Annotated in this window: 16 protein-coding genes; 11 read left to right on the top strand and 5 right to left on the bottom strand. The window is 57.3% G+C overall.

Annotated elements, in window-relative coordinates; translation table 11 throughout:
* Positions 1 to 15 precede the first annotated feature (15 nt).
* From EIO64_RS02630 to EIO64_RS02615, 4 genes are all read left to right on the top strand, one after another.
* The gene (locus tag EIO64_RS02630; protein ID WP_119311175.1) at positions 16 to 1,509 is read left to right on the top strand and encodes an NAD-dependent epimerase/dehydratase family protein; all 1,494 of its coding nucleotides are present in this window, start codon (positions 16 to 18) and stop codon (positions 1,507 to 1,509) included.
* Positions 1,510 to 1,523: 14 nt separating this feature from the next.
* The gene (locus EIO64_RS02625; RefSeq protein ID WP_119311174.1) at positions 1,524 to 2,918 is read left to right on the top strand and encodes a 2-carboxy-D-arabinitol-1-phosphatase; all 1,395 of its coding nucleotides are present in this window, start codon (positions 1,524 to 1,526) and stop codon (positions 2,916 to 2,918) included.
* Between the two features lie 475 nt (positions 2,919 to 3,393).
* On the top strand, positions 3,394 to 3,522 hold the full coding sequence (tnpB, locus tag EIO64_RS02620) for a transposase (RefSeq protein WP_249390774.1): 129 nt from the start codon (positions 3,394 to 3,396) through the stop codon (positions 3,520 to 3,522).
* A 252-nt stretch (positions 3,523 to 3,774) separates the two neighbouring features.
* Positions 3,775 to 4,047 carry a hypothetical protein gene (locus tag EIO64_RS02615; RefSeq protein ID WP_119311172.1) on the top strand — a complete coding sequence of 91 codons (273 nt, stop codon included), beginning with the start codon at positions 3,775 to 3,777 and terminating at the stop codon, positions 4,045 to 4,047.
* A 170-nt stretch (positions 4,048 to 4,217) separates the two neighbouring features.
* Here EIO64_RS02615 and EIO64_RS02610 read toward each other — a convergent pair whose 3' ends face one another.
* A complete protein-coding gene (locus EIO64_RS02610; protein WP_155979280.1) occupies positions 4,218 to 4,361 on the bottom strand; it encodes a hypothetical protein in 144 nt (47 codons plus the stop codon).
* A 447-nt stretch (positions 4,362 to 4,808) separates the two neighbouring features.
* Here EIO64_RS02610 and EIO64_RS02605 point away from each other — a divergent pair, with 447 nt between their 5' ends.
* Positions 4,809 to 5,471 (top strand): manganese catalase family protein, encoded by a 663-nt coding sequence (locus EIO64_RS02605; protein ID WP_021748435.1) that lies wholly within the window; start codon positions 4,809 to 4,811, stop codon positions 5,469 to 5,471.
* Positions 5,472 to 5,690: 219 nt separating this feature from the next.
* Here the strand turns inward: EIO64_RS02605 and EIO64_RS19140 are convergent, their stop codons facing one another.
* From EIO64_RS19140 to EIO64_RS02600, 3 genes are all read right to left on the bottom strand, one after another.
* Positions 5,691 to 5,918 carry a DDE-type integrase/transposase/recombinase gene (locus EIO64_RS19140; protein ID WP_353866958.1) on the bottom strand — a complete coding sequence of 76 codons (228 nt, stop codon included), beginning with the start codon at positions 5,916 to 5,918 and terminating at the stop codon, positions 5,691 to 5,693.
* 78 nt (positions 5,919 to 5,996) lie between these two features.
* Positions 5,997 to 6,428 (bottom strand): IS3 family transposase, encoded by a 432-nt coding sequence (locus tag EIO64_RS19135; RefSeq protein WP_119311170.1) that lies wholly within the window; start codon positions 6,426 to 6,428, stop codon positions 5,997 to 5,999.
* The gene (locus EIO64_RS02600) at positions 6,425 to 8,206 is read right to left on the bottom strand and encodes an ABC-F family ATP-binding cassette domain-containing protein (protein WP_136890749.1); all 1,782 of its coding nucleotides are present in this window, start codon (positions 8,204 to 8,206) and stop codon (positions 6,425 to 6,427) included. Before EIO64_RS02600 ends, EIO64_RS19135 begins: the two co-directional genes overlap by 4 nt.
* A 140-nt stretch (positions 8,207 to 8,346) precedes the next feature.
* On the opposite strand from EIO64_RS02600, the gene EIO64_RS02595 reads away from it, so the two are divergent.
* From EIO64_RS02595 to EIO64_RS02585, 3 genes are read left to right on the top strand one after another with little or no spacing between them, the layout of a single operon-like run.
* A complete protein-coding gene (locus EIO64_RS02595) occupies positions 8,347 to 8,592 on the top strand; it encodes a hypothetical protein (protein ID WP_136890748.1) in 246 nt (81 codons plus the stop codon).
* Positions 8,592 to 9,515 (top strand): RluA family pseudouridine synthase, encoded by a 924-nt coding sequence (locus tag EIO64_RS02590; RefSeq protein ID WP_021748441.1) that lies wholly within the window; start codon positions 8,592 to 8,594, stop codon positions 9,513 to 9,515. The genes EIO64_RS02595 and EIO64_RS02590 overlap by 1 nt, the downstream gene beginning before the upstream one ends.
* A gap of 24 nt (positions 9,516 to 9,539) precedes the next feature.
* Entirely contained in the window at positions 9,540 to 9,824 is a 285-nt protein-coding gene (locus tag EIO64_RS02585; protein WP_025543952.1) for a putative quinol monooxygenase, read from the top strand.
* A 289-nt stretch (positions 9,825 to 10,113) separates the two neighbouring features.
* Here the strand turns inward: EIO64_RS02585 and EIO64_RS02580 are convergent, their stop codons facing one another.
* Positions 10,114 to 10,776, bottom strand: coding sequence for a CatA-like O-acetyltransferase (locus EIO64_RS02580; protein WP_136890747.1), 663 nt, complete (start codon positions 10,774 to 10,776; stop codon positions 10,114 to 10,116).
* Between the two features lie 191 nt (positions 10,777 to 10,967).
* Here EIO64_RS02580 and EIO64_RS02575 point away from each other — a divergent pair, with 191 nt between their 5' ends.
* The 3 genes from EIO64_RS02575 (at position 10,968) to EIO64_RS02565 (ending at position 14,136) form a co-directional block, all read left to right on the top strand.
* Entirely contained in the window at positions 10,968 to 11,657 is a 690-nt protein-coding gene (locus EIO64_RS02575) for a 3'-5' exonuclease (protein WP_021748444.1), read from the top strand.
* A gap of 192 nt (positions 11,658 to 11,849) precedes the next feature.
* Positions 11,850 to 12,491 (top strand): TetR/AcrR family transcriptional regulator, encoded by a 642-nt coding sequence (locus EIO64_RS02570; RefSeq protein ID WP_021748445.1) that lies wholly within the window; start codon positions 11,850 to 11,852, stop codon positions 12,489 to 12,491.
* A 1-nt stretch (position 12,492) separates the two neighbouring features.
* Positions 12,493 to 14,136 (top strand): RND family efflux transporter, encoded by a 1,644-nt coding sequence (locus EIO64_RS02565; protein WP_021748446.1) that lies wholly within the window; start codon positions 12,493 to 12,495, stop codon positions 14,134 to 14,136.
* Positions 14,137 to 14,138 lie beyond the last annotated feature (2 nt).

The raw sequence follows: 14,138 nt of genomic DNA, 5'->3' as shown, positions 1-14,138 counted from the left end.
GGAGGCTGAACAAGCATGTTAAGTAAAAAAATCATATTTCTTACTGGTGCCACTGGCACCATGGGAGAGGAGGGCCTCAAGCAGATCCTATCCCGGTCCGACCGCTTCAACCTTCGCGTTTTGGTCCGGCCTTCCGCTAAGAACAAAGCATTTATGTCCCGCTATGAACATGACGCTGCGTTGGAGATTGTCTGGGGGGACCTCTGCTGCTACGACGATATCCTGCGCTGTGTGACAGGCGCGGATTATGTGTTGCATGTGGGGGCGTTCGTTTCTCCCGAAGCCGATAAACTGCCGCAGCGCAGTCTTGAGGTCAACCTTGGATCGACTATGAATATCATCCGGGCGATCAAGGCACAACCAGATCCGGATGCGATCAAACTGGTCTATATCGGAACAGTGGCAGAGACCGGCTGCCGTCTGCCCCCTATCCACTGGGGGCGTTGCGGAGATCCCATCAAGGGATCTGCATTTGACTATTACGCAGTCTCTAAAATCGCCGCCGAGAGAGCGGTCATTGAGTCCGGGCTCAAGCATTGGGTGAGTCTGCGTCAAACAGGAATTATGCCCTCCAAGGAGTCGGCAGCCCGGGAACCGATCATTTTCCATCAGCCGCCGCAGAATCTTTTGGAATGGGTGACTTCCATCGAGTCTGGGCTCCTCCTGGCAAACGTATGTGAGGATTGGGTCCCGGAGAAGTTCTGGCGGGGCATTTACAACATTGGCGGCGGCGAGAGCTTTCGGCTGAACTATATACAATACTTTGATGATATGCTGAAACCCTTTGGCTTTGGATTCAAGGATGTATTTGAGCCCCGATGGTTTGCCCGATTCAATTTCCATGGCCAGTGGTATACGGACTCAGACGCACTCAATGATATCCTGAGGTTCCGTGTGATGACCTATCAGCAGTATATCGCTGGCGCGTGGCAGGCCATGGAGACGATGATTGCAAACGGGGATGCTGCGGCCCTGCCTACAAAGGAGCGGATGAAGGCCATGCACGAGCAGATTGCCCATCAGGAGATGGGAACGCTGTGGATGCTGGAAGAGGGACACGATGACTGGGTGCGCGCCTTTTTTGGAAGCCGGGCGGCAGCCTTGGCACAGCCAAAAAGCTGGGATGAGGTGGAATTCCCCGAGCCCAGCCGCACACCGGTCTATCTGAACCACGGCTATGATGAGAGCAAGCCACTGGAGCAGCTGGGGCTGAACGACATGAAGGAAGCCGCGGAGTTCCGTGGCGGTGCCTGCCTCGATTATACCGCCGGTGATTTCTACAGGCCCGTGCGCTGGCGTTGCGCGTTCGGACACGAATTTGAGGCCAGTCCGAACCTGATATTAAAGGGAGGGCACTGGTGCCCGGAGTGCGAGCGCAATGCTTGGAATTATGGAGCCGTCGCCGCCCGCAGCCCCTTCTTCAACCAAGTGTGGGCTCCGTTGCACGACATCTCTGAATCCTTTTCCATCCCTAAAAAGGTAAACGATCTGGGCTATCAGGGCAAGTAAGGAGGCTTGTTGCCATGAAACGTCTGTTTAAGACATTTAGTATATTCTGTCTGGCCTGTGTGCTGCTGTCCGCCTGTTCCCAGCAGCCCCCCGACACAGCTCCTGTGCAGGAGCCCGTTCAGGATGGGGCTGTGGAAGAGGCGCCGGTATACGTCTATCTCACCCGTCACGGGCAGACTTTGACGAATCAGACCGGCCGCTTTGTCAGCGGCCGCGGCAACACGCCGCTTACAGAGGAAGGTCGCAAGGTAGCATATGCCGTGGGCCTGGGGCTCTCCGGCGTCAAGTTTGAAGCCGCCTATGCCAGTACGCTGGGCCGCACCCAGGAAACTGCGCGCATCATCCTCTCCCAGAGTCAGACATCCAGAGATCTGGAGATCATACCTGTCGAAGACCTGAAAGAGGTCGATGGCGGCTCCTATGAGCCGATGAGTTATGCCGAACTGATGACGGACGAGGGTATGCAGTTCAGCGGTGTGACAACTGAGGAATTCACAAACCAGTTCCATGAAAAGGATCCGGAGGGACTGGCCGAGAGTTATGAGCAGATGAAAGACCGGGCCTTTGAAAGTTTCCAGAGGATCTGTGAGGAAAGGGCCCAAAACGGCGGCGGAAATATCTTGATGGTGGCCCACGGTGGAATCAACAGCATGATCGCAGCAGAGATTATGCAGGAGCAGGAACTGGAGCCGCTGGACAACTCCAGTATTGTCCTGATTGAGTACAAAGACCATACATACACCGTTTTGGATTTTAATGATCTGAGCTATGCACAGAAAGCCCAGGAAAAAATGGAATCTCCTGATCCGGTGGAGATTTATCTAACCGTTCATGCCGAAACCGCGGCAGATGCCGCTATGCGTTTGAATGGGCAGCTGGATACTGCACTGACAGAGAACGGTCAGGCACAGGCTGCGGAACTTGGAAAGGCACTGGGGAATCTGGAGTTTGCGGCCGTGTATGCCAGCGATCAATTCAAGGATATCCATACCGCACGGATCATCGTGGAAAACAGCGCGGTAAATCCCGATCTCATGGTCAATCAGAACATGGATCTGCGTGGGGTGGGCTGCGGCTATTTTGACGGAGAATTGCGTGCGGTTGCGGATGCTTTGGCAGGGGAAGAGCCCACTGCCCATGCCCGTCTCGCCGCATATGCAGCCGCAGACAAGACCGGTATGACAGAAAACTATGAAAGCGCCCGCCAGCGTCTCACGGGCGCCCTCCAGACAATCTGTGAGGAAACTTACAGCCACGGCGGCGGCAATGTTCTGGTAGTGTCTTCGGAATTGGCCGTCCAACTGCTTGCAGAAGCCCTCGGTTCCTCTGAGAAAGCGGTCGCTCTGAAAAATGCGGATGTTGTACATATTACATTTGACGGAGATGTATTCACAGTACATCCGCAATAAAATTCATATAGATATACTTCTTTTCCTCCAAATTTCCTGAAAAAGGGGAACGGGCCATCCGCAAGGTTGGCCCGTTCCCCTTTTTGGGCATGGACTGGGTATCGCCGCGTGTCAGTTCGGGCCGCAGAGCCCTCGTATCAATGATGCCGACGTCCAGATGCCTGCCATGGTGGACAGATCATTTCCCTCCGCATCGTACATCACGGTATAGGTGATGTAACTGTCAAAGGTAGGGACGGATAAGGCGAAGTAGAACTCCCATTGCTGCCTGAGCGGGAGAGAGGGGGTGGAGTGGTTGCAAGCATCCGGAACGGAAAAGGGAAAGCAGGCATCTATTCAGGTGCGGACACGGCTGCAGTGTGGACGATTTGCCAGGTACTGAAATCATGCTGCGTAACTTCACCAGAGCAGACAAGGTATATATCTCGCCTGCAGCTATACGGATCTGCGGAAAGGAATCGATGGGGTGGCGGCCATGGTGCAGCAACGGTTTAAACCGGACCCGTTCACCAATACGCTGTTTCTGCTCTGCGGCAGACGGCTGGACTGCATCAGGGAGTTCTGCAGGGACCGGGATGGATGCATCCTGCTGTATAAGCTATAAGCGGCTGGAACAGGCGCATACCAACGGCCGCAAAACGAAAAGGAGGTACGGCGGTTGACGCCGCAGCGATACCGCTGGCTGATGGAGGGGTTGAAAATGGAGCGGTCAAAGGTTCGCCGCCCGGGGAGTGGCCTACATATAATTGGGGTAGGAAACGGCTGAAAGCACTGGAGGTTTTGAACGCTTTGGCCCCAATATAGCATAATTCACCCATGAAAAACGGAAGAAATCACGGGACAAGCACCCCTGGAGATGGTAACCATTTCACGGGCGGAATATGAGTGTCTGAAAGCGGAAAGAGACGAGTTGAACCAGAAACTGGACTGGCTTCTGGAACAGGCACATCTGAGCAGGAAGAAACTCTGTGGGGCGTTCTCGGAGCGGCTGGGAGAGGAACTGATGAACCGGTTGAGACGCATGTTTGATGAGACAGAGGCATGGCTGTCCAAGCGGAGAGATAAGCGGACAAAGGCGGCCGCCCATACCCGGCGCTCCTTGAATACCCCCACCCAAACTGAACGGTGACAGATATCTGTTCAGTTTGGGCGGGGGTATTCATAACGGGTAGAGGCCAGCGCACTGCGCAGCATTTCACATTCCCGTTTGCCCATGTCAACACCTTCACGCAAAGGCATCTGGCTGTGGTATTACGGAAAAGGTTACTCTTTCCTCTCTTAGAAATTCTGCGATTGCATTCACGGCTTATCCTTCTTTTCCGTGATTGCCTTCATAACTTCAAAGATCCGGACCGTACTGTGTTGGGCTTCTACAAGGAGGTCGGGCATGATTTTAGCTGTGGGGAATCTTTTGCGAAGCGTGTGGATGATTTTATCATCCACAGCATCTTTGCCGCCTGCTTCGTATTCCTGAAGCAGTTTGCTGAACTGTGGACAAGCATAGGCACAGCGAATGATCCGACAGATCTTACCTTTTCCGTCGCTCAGGAAAGGTTTTTGACCGATATCTCAACAATGGCGGAAGCTCCGGTTTTAGCATGGTCCCTGAGGTAGAGATTCCCATTTTTTCATCTTTGTGTTTATCACCGATTTCTGCTGCCGATTATTAATCATTGCTTCCCATTTTGAACAGCGATAAAATGATTCACCGCTCGGTTTTATCGATTGCTTTGTAAATGTACGCGGTAAAATTGTTTGCTCTAGCTGCAGTTCCGCGACTGATGGCCCTATTCCTTGATTCGGCCTAGCATCTCCTGAGCCGCTTTCTGCCGGTATATTTCGGAGCATATCAAGCAAACTAAGAATTACCACGAAAAAGGAGCGGTAGATATGTTTAAGCATGAAAAGCAGTTATTCCATCCGGTGGCCGTGGAGCGGCCGAATCCCCAGTATGCAGCATTGCTGCAGGAGCAGCTGGGAGGCGGCAACGGTGAGCTGAAAGCGGCTATGCAGTATCTGTCCCAGAGCTTCCGCATCAAGGACCAGAAGATCAAGGACCTGTTTCTGGATATCGCAGCAGAGGAACTGGGACACATGGAAATGGTGGCCCAGACCATTAATCTGCTCAACGGCCACGATGTAGATGCAGATCAGGTCAAGGCGGGCGAGATCCAGAGCCATGTGATCTTGGGCCTGAACCCCGGCTTAATCAATGCCTCCGGCTATTCCTGGACCGGCGATTATGTGACCGTGACCGGCGATCTGTGTGCGGACCTGCTCAGCAACATCGCTTCTGAGCAGCGGGCCAAGGTGGTCTATGAATACCTGTACCGCCAGATCGACGACAAGAAGGTCCGTGAAACCATCGACTTCCTGCTCAACCGGGAGGAGGCTCACAACCAGATGTTCCGGGATGCCTTCAACGAGGTGCAGGACAGTGGCTCCAACCGGGATTTTGGTACGACCAAGGCGGCGAAAATGTATTTCTCCCTCTCCAATCCCGGCCCCAATACCTTTGCTGGAAACGAGGTTTCCGCACCTAAGTTCGATTGATAGAATAAGAGAAACGACCCTACCCAATCTGAACAAGTTTGTAGGACTTATCAGATTAGGTAGGGCTGTTTTATGTGCGAAATCCTTGCAGCACAAGCTTTTTTGAGGAAAGGTATTCGAAAGTAAAATGTGACATAAAAATGGGAACAGTTCAAATTCTGGCTGCAAGCAGTCTGATTTTCTAAGTCTGAACCTCTGTGTCTCACGGCCATCAGCTCCTTACGGAAATCCATCGGCCTTTTGCAAAGTCAAACAAAATCCGCAGTCACTGTGAAAAATGAATCCTGTCTCTGGCTTACGCAACTCATACGCCATTTTGTAATGTAGCCGTAATGAGCTGCGTGCTGTTTTTCGGGAAACTTTGTGCGCGATCACTTTACGGGAAAATAGCTCCAAGATCACGCAGATATAAAGATATCGATTCTCTATACTTAAAACAGGCCACATCACTGGCCCGGATTTGATTGCTTGTCTGCTGAAAATTGCTGACGGAGGGTATTTTCTTCTCCTCCGGTTCTCGCAGTTTCAAACTCTGGATAACCCCATCTCCCGCATCAGGTCAGCGCCAAATTTGGCGCCGACCTGATGCCCGCGCCGTGCGAGAATCATCCAAATCTTTTCAGCGCCAAGTACCTGCCGATATTCAGCAAAGACCTCACAGATCAGAAGGCGGTATTCCTCCCTGCGTTTCTCAAACTGGGCATTCGCTCGTTTGTTGCGAAGAATGTGATTGCAGAGTGTGCCGCGTGGTATCTCCAATGCTTCGCAGAGAGTATGGACATCGTCTTGCCCACAGGCAATGCCCCTCTTTTTCCAGGTCCAACGCCTGGAAGGGCCTCCGCGATTTTGATATTCATAACACAAGGCGTAAAGTGCTATTCCGCCGAGATACCGCCCCTTGACAGAATACTTGTACGTACGGTGCAGAACGCCGATTCCTGATGAAAGGCCCCTCACCCATTCTGCGCGTCGATCTGTTCTTTCAGCTCATTCAGATATACCCACCGCTCCGTCTTTTCCTCCAGAGCGGCCTCCAGCTCCGCCTGACGGGCCTGGAGCTCCTGGAGCTTCACATAGTCGCTGCCGCAGCTCTCCTGCTCCGTCTGGCAGGCGGTGATCTGAGCCTCCAGCTCCGCCAGGTCCGCGTCGATGGTCTCAAATTCCCGCTGCTCCTTGAAGGTGAATTTCAGTTTCCGTTCCCGGGGACGCTCTGCCGCGGGCTTGGGCTTTTCCGCCTTGGGAGAGGGGGCCTCTTCCGCCCGGCGCTTGGCCTGCCAGTCCGTCCAGTTGCCGGTGAACCGGTGGATCTCCCCGTCTCCCCGGACCTCGAAAATGGACTCCGCCAGCTTGTCCAGGAAGAACCGGTCATGGGATACCGCCAGAATGGGGCCGGGGAAGCCCAGGAGATAATCCTCCAAAATGGAGAGGGTGGTCACGTCCAGGTCGTTGGTGGGCTCGTCCAACAGCAGCACGTTGGGGGCTTCCATCAGCACGGACAGCAGATACAGCCGCCGCCGCTCCCCGCCGGAGAGCCGCCCGATGGGCACAGACTGAAGATCACCGGGGAAGAGGAACCGCTCCATCATCTGGTTGGCGGAGAAGGTGCCCTCATCGGTCCTGACCTCATCGGCGATGTCGTGGATAAAGTCGTAGACCCGCTGGTTCAGGTCCAGCTCTCGTCCCTCCTGGGAGAAGTGGCCGATCTTCACGGTGGCGCCCACCTCCACCGTGCCGCTGTCCGGTGCCAGTTCGCCTGCCATCAGGTGGAGCAGGGTGGACTTCCCGGCGCCGTTGCGGCCCACGATGCCGATGCGGTCACCGCGCAGCAGGTTGTAGGAGAAGCGGCTGACGATGGGACGGCCGTCAAAGGCCTTGGACACATCCCGCAGCTCGATGATCTTCTTCCCCAGGCGGCTGGAGGCCGCCGCCATCTGCACGGCCTCGTCCGTTTCCGGTGCCTCCTGGTTCAGCAGGGCCTCGTACCGCTGGATCCGCTCTTTGGACTTGGTGGTCCGGGCCTTGCAGCCCCGCATGATCCACTCCCGCTCCACCCGGAGGATAGACTGGCGCTTGCGCTCACTGGCCTCCACCATCTCTGCCCGCTGCTCCCGCAGCTCCAGGTACTTGGAGTAGTTGGCCTCATAGTGGTACAGCTTCCCCTGGGAGAGCTCCGTGATGTGGTTCACCACCCGCTCCAGGAAGTACCGGTCATGGGTCACCATGACCAGGCCGCCCTTGAACCGGCGGAGCCAGTCCTCCAGCCAGGCTACCATCTCGCTGTCCAAGTGGTTGGTGGGCTCGTCCAGAATCAGCACGTCCGCCGGGTGGATCAGGGCCGCCGCCAGGGCCACCCGCTTCCGCTGGCCGCCGGAGAGCGTCCCCACCTTCTGGGCAAAGTCTGTGATCCCCAGCCGGTTCAGCATGGCCTTGGCCTCATACTCATTCAGCTCCCGGAACTCGGCGGGGAAGTGGAGGAAGACCTGCTCCAGCACCGTGGCGGATTCCTCCATTGCCGGGTTCTGAGGCAGCAGACTGACCTGGACGTTGGGGTTCCGGGAGATGGTGCCGCCGTCCGGCTCCGTGACGCCGGAGAGAACCTTCAAAAAGGTGGACTTGCCGGTGCCGTTGATGCCGATAACGCCCACCTTGTCCCCCTCGTTGAGATAGAAATTCACATCATCCAGCAGCTGGCGGCTGCCGAAGTTGATGGAGAGATGTTCTGCGGATAAGAGCATGGGAGTTCCTCCTGAAAAAAACTGCTCCTATTGTACCATGAAGGATGGCGTTTTACCAGAGCCAAAACCCTTGCAAACAGAGTGGCGTCAGAGTACAATAACAGAGAAATGAGGTTTTGCCATGCAGGAGTTCCGGCCTTTTGAGCCCTGTCGTTCCTTCTGTTCTGCCTGCACCGGGGGCGGGGGCCTACCTGCTGGGCGGTGGATACGTGCTGTTCGACCTCCTCGCCATCGCGGCGGAGCTGCTTTTCTGGCATCGGCTGCTGGTGGCCATGTTCGACACGGCGGCCTGGTACTGGAGCGGTCTGTGGGGTGTGTTCTCCGCCTTGGACGCCGCCTGTCTGCCGCTTGGGATTTTTCTGCTGCGCCGAAGGAGAGGTGTCTGATGGAGACGATTTCATATACCCTGCCGCCGGAACAGGACGGCGCCACGGTCCGGCATATCCTGAAGGCTGCGCTCCATGTCTCCTCCCACGCCATATCCCGGCTGACCCGGACGGAGAACGGCATCCGGGTTAACGGCATCCATGCCCGTACAGTGGATATCCTTCACACCGGTGACGTGCTGGAGGTGGAGACTAGCGACCACCGTCCGCCCCGGGTGCGCCCCACGCCGGGGCCCTGGCCCCTGCCCATCGTCTGGGAGGATGGCCATCTGCTGGTGGTGAACAAGCCTGCCGGTATGACGGCCCACGCCTCCAATTTCCTGCCGGACACGCCCACCGTGGCCGGAGCCCTGGCCTGGCAGCGGGGCGCGGACTTCGTGTTCCACCCGGTGAACCGGCTGGACAAGGGCACCACCGGACTGATGGTGGTAGCCAAGAGCGGCTACATCCACGACCGGCTCCGGTACGCGCTCCACACGGAGAGGTTTTGCCGGGAGTACCGGGCGGTGTGCATCGGCTGTCCGGATCCGAAATCCGGCACCATCGACGCCCCCATCGGCCGGGACCCGAATTCTGTGGTGGGCCGGTGCGTCCGGCCTGACGGTGCCCGGGCCGTCACCCATTATGAGGTGCTGGGGAGGTCGAACGGCCTGTCCCTCCTGCGGCTGCGGCCGGAGACAGGGCGGACCCATCAGCTCCGGGTGCACATGGCCTCCATCGGCTGCCCCCTGGCAGGGGACTGGCTGTACGGGGAAGAGGACCCGGACCTGATCCCTCGGCCGGCCCTCCACGCCTACGCTCTGGATCTGGACCATCCGGTGACGGGAGAGCATCTGTCCCTGACGGCGCCCATCCCGGCGGACATGGCCCGGCTGGCGCCGGAGCTTTTGACGGAAACAGAGTGCGCAAGTGAAGAAATTTGACCATAAAATGGAAGGGGATATCTTATGTTAACTTGGAACGTCACCTATCACTGCAAGTCCGGCCAAAGGGAGGCCTTTTATCAGGCCCTCTGTGATTTGGGCATCCGGGCCAACTCCCTGAAAGAGGAGGGGAACCTGAAGTACGACTACTTCCTGGCGGCGGAGGCACCGGACGACCTGCTGCTGGTGGAGAGCTGGACCACGCCGGAGCTCCAGCAGGCCCACTGCCAGACGGAGATCTTCGGCCGTCTTCAGGAGCTGAAAGCCCAGTACTGCGACAGCGTCCAAATCGACAAGTTCAACGATTAAACGGCCTGGGAGCGGATGAAGAGTTTGAAAAAGCACGTCTTTGATCTTCTCTGGGCCTGCGGTGGACTACTTTGGCTCTATCTGGCGGTAAAAGATGTCATTTATACCATTACTGCCAATTCCCGGACTGGTTGGCCGCTGGAGTTTGCACTCGCCGTTAACGGAGCAATTTGGCTCGGAATTTTGGCAGCTATGATTCTCCTGTACCGAGTCATCCGGAAGAGTATCTGGAAGTAATTGAAAAATTATTACACCGGGCGGCCCGAAAGCGGGCCGCCCGGTGTCTGTTTTAGCTTATTTCAGGTGCGTCCAGCAGCTCCTGTAGCTCCAGGAAAAACCGGGACAGATGGAATCCGTCCGCCACGGCGTGGTGGATATTCAGGGAGACGGGCAGGATCGTCCGGTCTCCCTCCCGTTCATATTTTCCCCAGGTGACCACCGGGGCCAGATAGGTGCCGCTGTCGAAGATGTGCATGTCGAAGCTGCGGTACCGGACCCAGGGCAGGCACGACACATCAAAGGTGTTGGGCGGCACGTCCGTCAGGTCGAAGTGGTCCAGGGCGGCGTACCGTGTCCGATCCTCCAGAAAGCGGCGGTGGAAGGTCTCCAGGTCCGAAGAGAAGGGCGTCACCAGCTTCGCAAAGGTCTCCCTGTCCGGGTGGAAGTGGGCGTAGTAGGGCTCGATCCGGTCCCAGAGGACCAGTCGCCCCTGATCGTCCCAGCCGTACCGGAACTCCGCGTGGGCGTTGAGCACGTTGGACACCGCCCAGATCATGGCGGGGTAGAAGCGGAAGCCACTGGCCGAAAGCTGCTTCAGGAATCGGGAGATCTCCAGATCCACCGTCAGGCTCATGACACAGCGCAGGTCGTCGATAAAATGACGGAATACAGGGCCTCGTTCCCAGGTATCCAGTTCCACCACAGTGTGGGACGGGCAGAAATTGTCGTTCATATAAGCCTCCTAAAATAATTGGTTGATTTTAGGAGGCGGTGTCAAGTCCGCGCTTCACAGAGTACCCTCCTCTCCGAGATTCTGCCTTCATTTTATCCGGCCCGGGGGAGAAAGTCAACGGCGGCACCCCCTTGACAATTCCGGCTGGCCGCCCTATTCTGAAAAGACAACATTCGACAGGAGGGACTGCCATGGAGACAGGCCTTTGGAAGCAATTTGACCGGATCGTGGTATTCGACACGGAGACCACCGGCATCGAATTCGGGCGGGACGAGATCATCGAGCTGGGGGCCGCCGCCTTTTCCGCGGAGGGAGAGACGGACTGCATGGACCTGCTGCTCCGCCTCTCCCCGGGGCGGACGCTGCCGCCCTTTATCACCCAGCTCACCGGCATCACGGAAGAGCAGCTGGAACAGGAGGGCGTGGAGAAGGCCGACGCCTGTGAGGCGTTCTGCAACCTGTTGGGCGGGGGAGAGCGGACGCTGCTGGCGGCCTACAACGCCCAGTTCGATCTGAACTTCCTCTATCATTTCCTGCGGCCCTTCGGGCGGGCGGATGTCCTGCGGGCACCCCGGTTTCTGGATGTCCTCACGGTGTACCGGGACCGGCGGGATTACCCTCACAAGCTCAACGATGCCATCACAGCCTACGGATTGGAGGATCAGGCGGTGAACAGCCACCGGGCGGTGGATGACGCCCGGGCCGCAGCGGTGCTGCTGGAGGCCATGGCGGCGGAGCGGGACGATTTGGATCGGTATGTGGATCTATTCGGCTACTCCCCCAAGTACGGTGTCTCCGGACGGCGGATCGCTTCGGTGGAGTACCGGCCTCAGCCCTATCAGCGGGTCCGACCTCTGTATGAAGTGACGGAAACACTGTGAAATATTTGTGAATTTTCGCAATTCCCTCTTGCAATATGACAACTTGTCAGCTATGATAAGCGACAGGTTGTCATGTTTCTTTTTTCCATTCGCCGGAAACCCCTTGACCTTCCCCCGGGAGGAAGGTATAAAATCAGGGGCGGCGCTGAAGAAAACGGACCTTCTATTTCGTATAAGAGAGGATGAAACAGCGTGCCGAGCAGCACTTTTTTGAATCTGCCGGCGGAAAAGCAGGAGAAGTTGTTGGAGGCGGCCACCCGGGAGTTTTCCCACCGGCCTTTCAACGAGGCGTCCATCAACCAGATCATCAAGGAGGCAGGCATCCCCCGGGGCAGCTTTTACATGTACTTTCAGGATAAGGAGGACCTGTTCCGCTATCTGCTGAAGGGATATGTGGATCAGTTGTTCATGCTGCTGGAGGAGTTTCTGCTCCGAAACGGCGGCGACATTTTTCAGGCGCTGTTGGATCTGTATGATTACGTGCAGGCAAAAATCGACAATCAGCACCTGGGAGAGATCGGCGCCATGACCGGAATCATCCGCTGCAACAGCGGGATGCAGAAGAATGGGCTGCTGGAAATGCTGGATGCGGAAACGCTTCTCCAGCGCCTGGGCGGCGCGGTGAATCCGGACCTGCTGGACCTGCGGCAGGACCGGGACCTGGGCGACATCCTGGGCACACTGCTGGTTGTGGCGGCTCCCATGATTTACACCGGCCTGCAGGCCGGTGGCGATCCCGGGACCCGGGATCGCCTGGAAAACATTCTGAACATCTTCAAGCGCGGTATGGGGAAGCGCCCCACCGCGGAAATCGAGAACAAGGAGATTACATAACATGGAAACTGAATGGATGAACGAGACCTCCGCCGAGGCGCCCAGCGTGCCCGCGCCGGAAAAGACGGAGAAAAAGAAATTCTCCCTGAAGGGCTTTGGCGGCAAGAAAAAGAAGCGCTGGCTGAAAATTCTGATTATTTTGGTAGTGGTGATCGCCATTGTGGCGGGCTGCGTGTCCAGACTGACCAAAAACGTCAACACCCAACTCAGCAGCAGCTATCTGGTGTCCACCGTCACCCGGCAGGATCTGACGGTCAGCGTCTCCGGCACCGCCACGCTGCAGCCGGCGGACTCTTACAACGTCACCACCCTGCTCTCCGGCGATATCGTCAGCGCTCCCTTTGAAGAGGGCGACCTTGTGACCAAGGACACCCTGCTCTACACCATGGACAGCAGCGACGCCCAGGATTCCATGGACCGGGCCCAGATCTCCGTGCAGCAGGCCCAGATGTCCTATCAGCAGGCCCAGGAGGCCCTGCACCCCACGGCGCCCATCTCCGGCACGGTGAGCGAGATCTACGTCCACAACGGCGAGAGCGTCACCGCTGGGACGCAGCTGGCGAAGATCGTGGCCAGCACGGAGCTGTCCATCGACTTCCTGTTCCCCTTTGCCTCCCCCAGTGACTTCTATGTGGGGCAGGCCGCCACCGTGTTTGTGGACGGCTACGCCGGCTCTCAGATGGGCACGGTGACCTATGTCTCCAACTCCACCACCATCACCAGCAACGGCAAGGAGGCCGTCTCCGTCCGGGTGCGGCTGAACAATCCCGGTACGGTGTCCGACGCCGTCACTGCCTCCGCCATCATCGGCAGCTATTCCAGCTACGGCCAGGCTCCGGTGTCCATGCCCGCCTCTTCTGTGGTGTATGCCTCCGGTTCCGGCACGGTGAACGATTTCTCCAAGCTGGCCGGCAGCACGGTGACCAAGGGCGAGGTGCTGTGCACTGTGGAGTCCGAGACCATCCGGGACCAGATCGAGAGCGCACGGCTGAACCTCCAGTCCGCCCAGCTCTCTGCCAGCACTGCCTCCGGCGCAGTGGATGACTACAACATCAAATCTCCCATTGCCGGCACCGTGATTGAGAAGAACTTCAAGGCCGGCGACAAGGTGGACGGCGCTTCCTCCGGCACGCTGGCGGTGATTTACGACCTGAGCTATCTGGAGCTGGAGATGGCAGTGGATGAACTGGACATCGGCAAGGTAGAAGTGGGGCAGGAGGTGCGGATCACCGCCGACGCTCTGGAGGGCCAGACGTTCTCCGGCGTGGTGGATAAGGTCAGCATCAACGGCACTACCGCCAACGGTGCCACCAGCTATCCCGTCACCATCATCATTGAGGACTACGGCGATCTGCGGCCGGGCATGAATGTCTCCGCTCAGATCATCGGCGAAGTGGTCCCCAACGCCCTGTGCATCCCCGTGGATGCGGTGGAACGGGGCAACACGGTGACTGTTCCCGGCCCCGGCGCCCTCAGTGAGGACGGTTTGAGCGTGGTGGACGTCACCAAGCTGGAGACCAAGGAGGTCACCCTGGGTCGGAACGATGACGAGTATATCGAGGTTACCGACGGCCTGGAGGAGGGCGATGTGGTCCTCATCAGCAACCAGGCTTCCAGTTTGATGGACATGATGATGGGAGGCTGATC

It is taken from the genome of Dysosmobacter welbionis, assembly GCF_005121165.3.
Classification (GTDB): domain Bacteria; phylum Bacillota; class Clostridia; order Oscillospirales; family Oscillospiraceae; genus Oscillibacter; species Oscillibacter welbionis.
Note: the sequence above shows the minus strand (reverse complement) of the source record. Positions and strands in the feature narration are given on the sequence as shown.

Coding starts and splice junctions, on each gene's coding strand:
- EIO64_RS02585 (WP_025543952.1), top strand. CDS start 9,540: ATGTTAACTTGGAACGTCACCTATCACTGCAAGTCCGGCCAAAGGGAG.
- EIO64_RS02615 (WP_119311172.1), top strand. CDS start 3,775: ATGGTAACCATTTCACGGGCGGAATATGAGTGTCTGAAAGCGGAAAGA.
- EIO64_RS02565 (WP_021748446.1), top strand. CDS start 12,493: ATGGAAACTGAATGGATGAACGAGACCTCCGCCGAGGCGCCCAGCGTG.
- EIO64_RS19140 (WP_353866958.1), bottom strand. CDS start 5,918: ATGTGGCCTGTTTTAAGTATAGAGAATCGATATCTTTATATCTGCGTG.
- EIO64_RS02625 (WP_119311174.1), top strand. CDS start 1,524: ATGAAACGTCTGTTTAAGACATTTAGTATATTCTGTCTGGCCTGTGTG.
- EIO64_RS02575 (WP_021748444.1), top strand. CDS start 10,968: ATGGAGACAGGCCTTTGGAAGCAATTTGACCGGATCGTGGTATTCGAC.
- tnpB (WP_249390774.1), top strand. CDS start 3,394: ATGGTGCAGCAACGGTTTAAACCGGACCCGTTCACCAATACGCTGTTT.
- EIO64_RS02600 (WP_136890749.1), bottom strand. CDS start 8,206: ATGCTCTTATCCGCAGAACATCTCTCCATCAACTTCGGCAGCCGCCAG.
- EIO64_RS02605 (WP_021748435.1), top strand. CDS start 4,809: ATGTTTAAGCATGAAAAGCAGTTATTCCATCCGGTGGCCGTGGAGCGG.
- EIO64_RS02580 (WP_136890747.1), bottom strand. CDS start 10,776: ATGAACGACAATTTCTGCCCGTCCCACACTGTGGTGGAACTGGATACC.
- EIO64_RS02630 (WP_119311175.1), top strand. CDS start 16: ATGTTAAGTAAAAAAATCATATTTCTTACTGGTGCCACTGGCACCATG.
- EIO64_RS02590 (WP_021748441.1), top strand. CDS start 8,592: ATGGAGACGATTTCATATACCCTGCCGCCGGAACAGGACGGCGCCACG.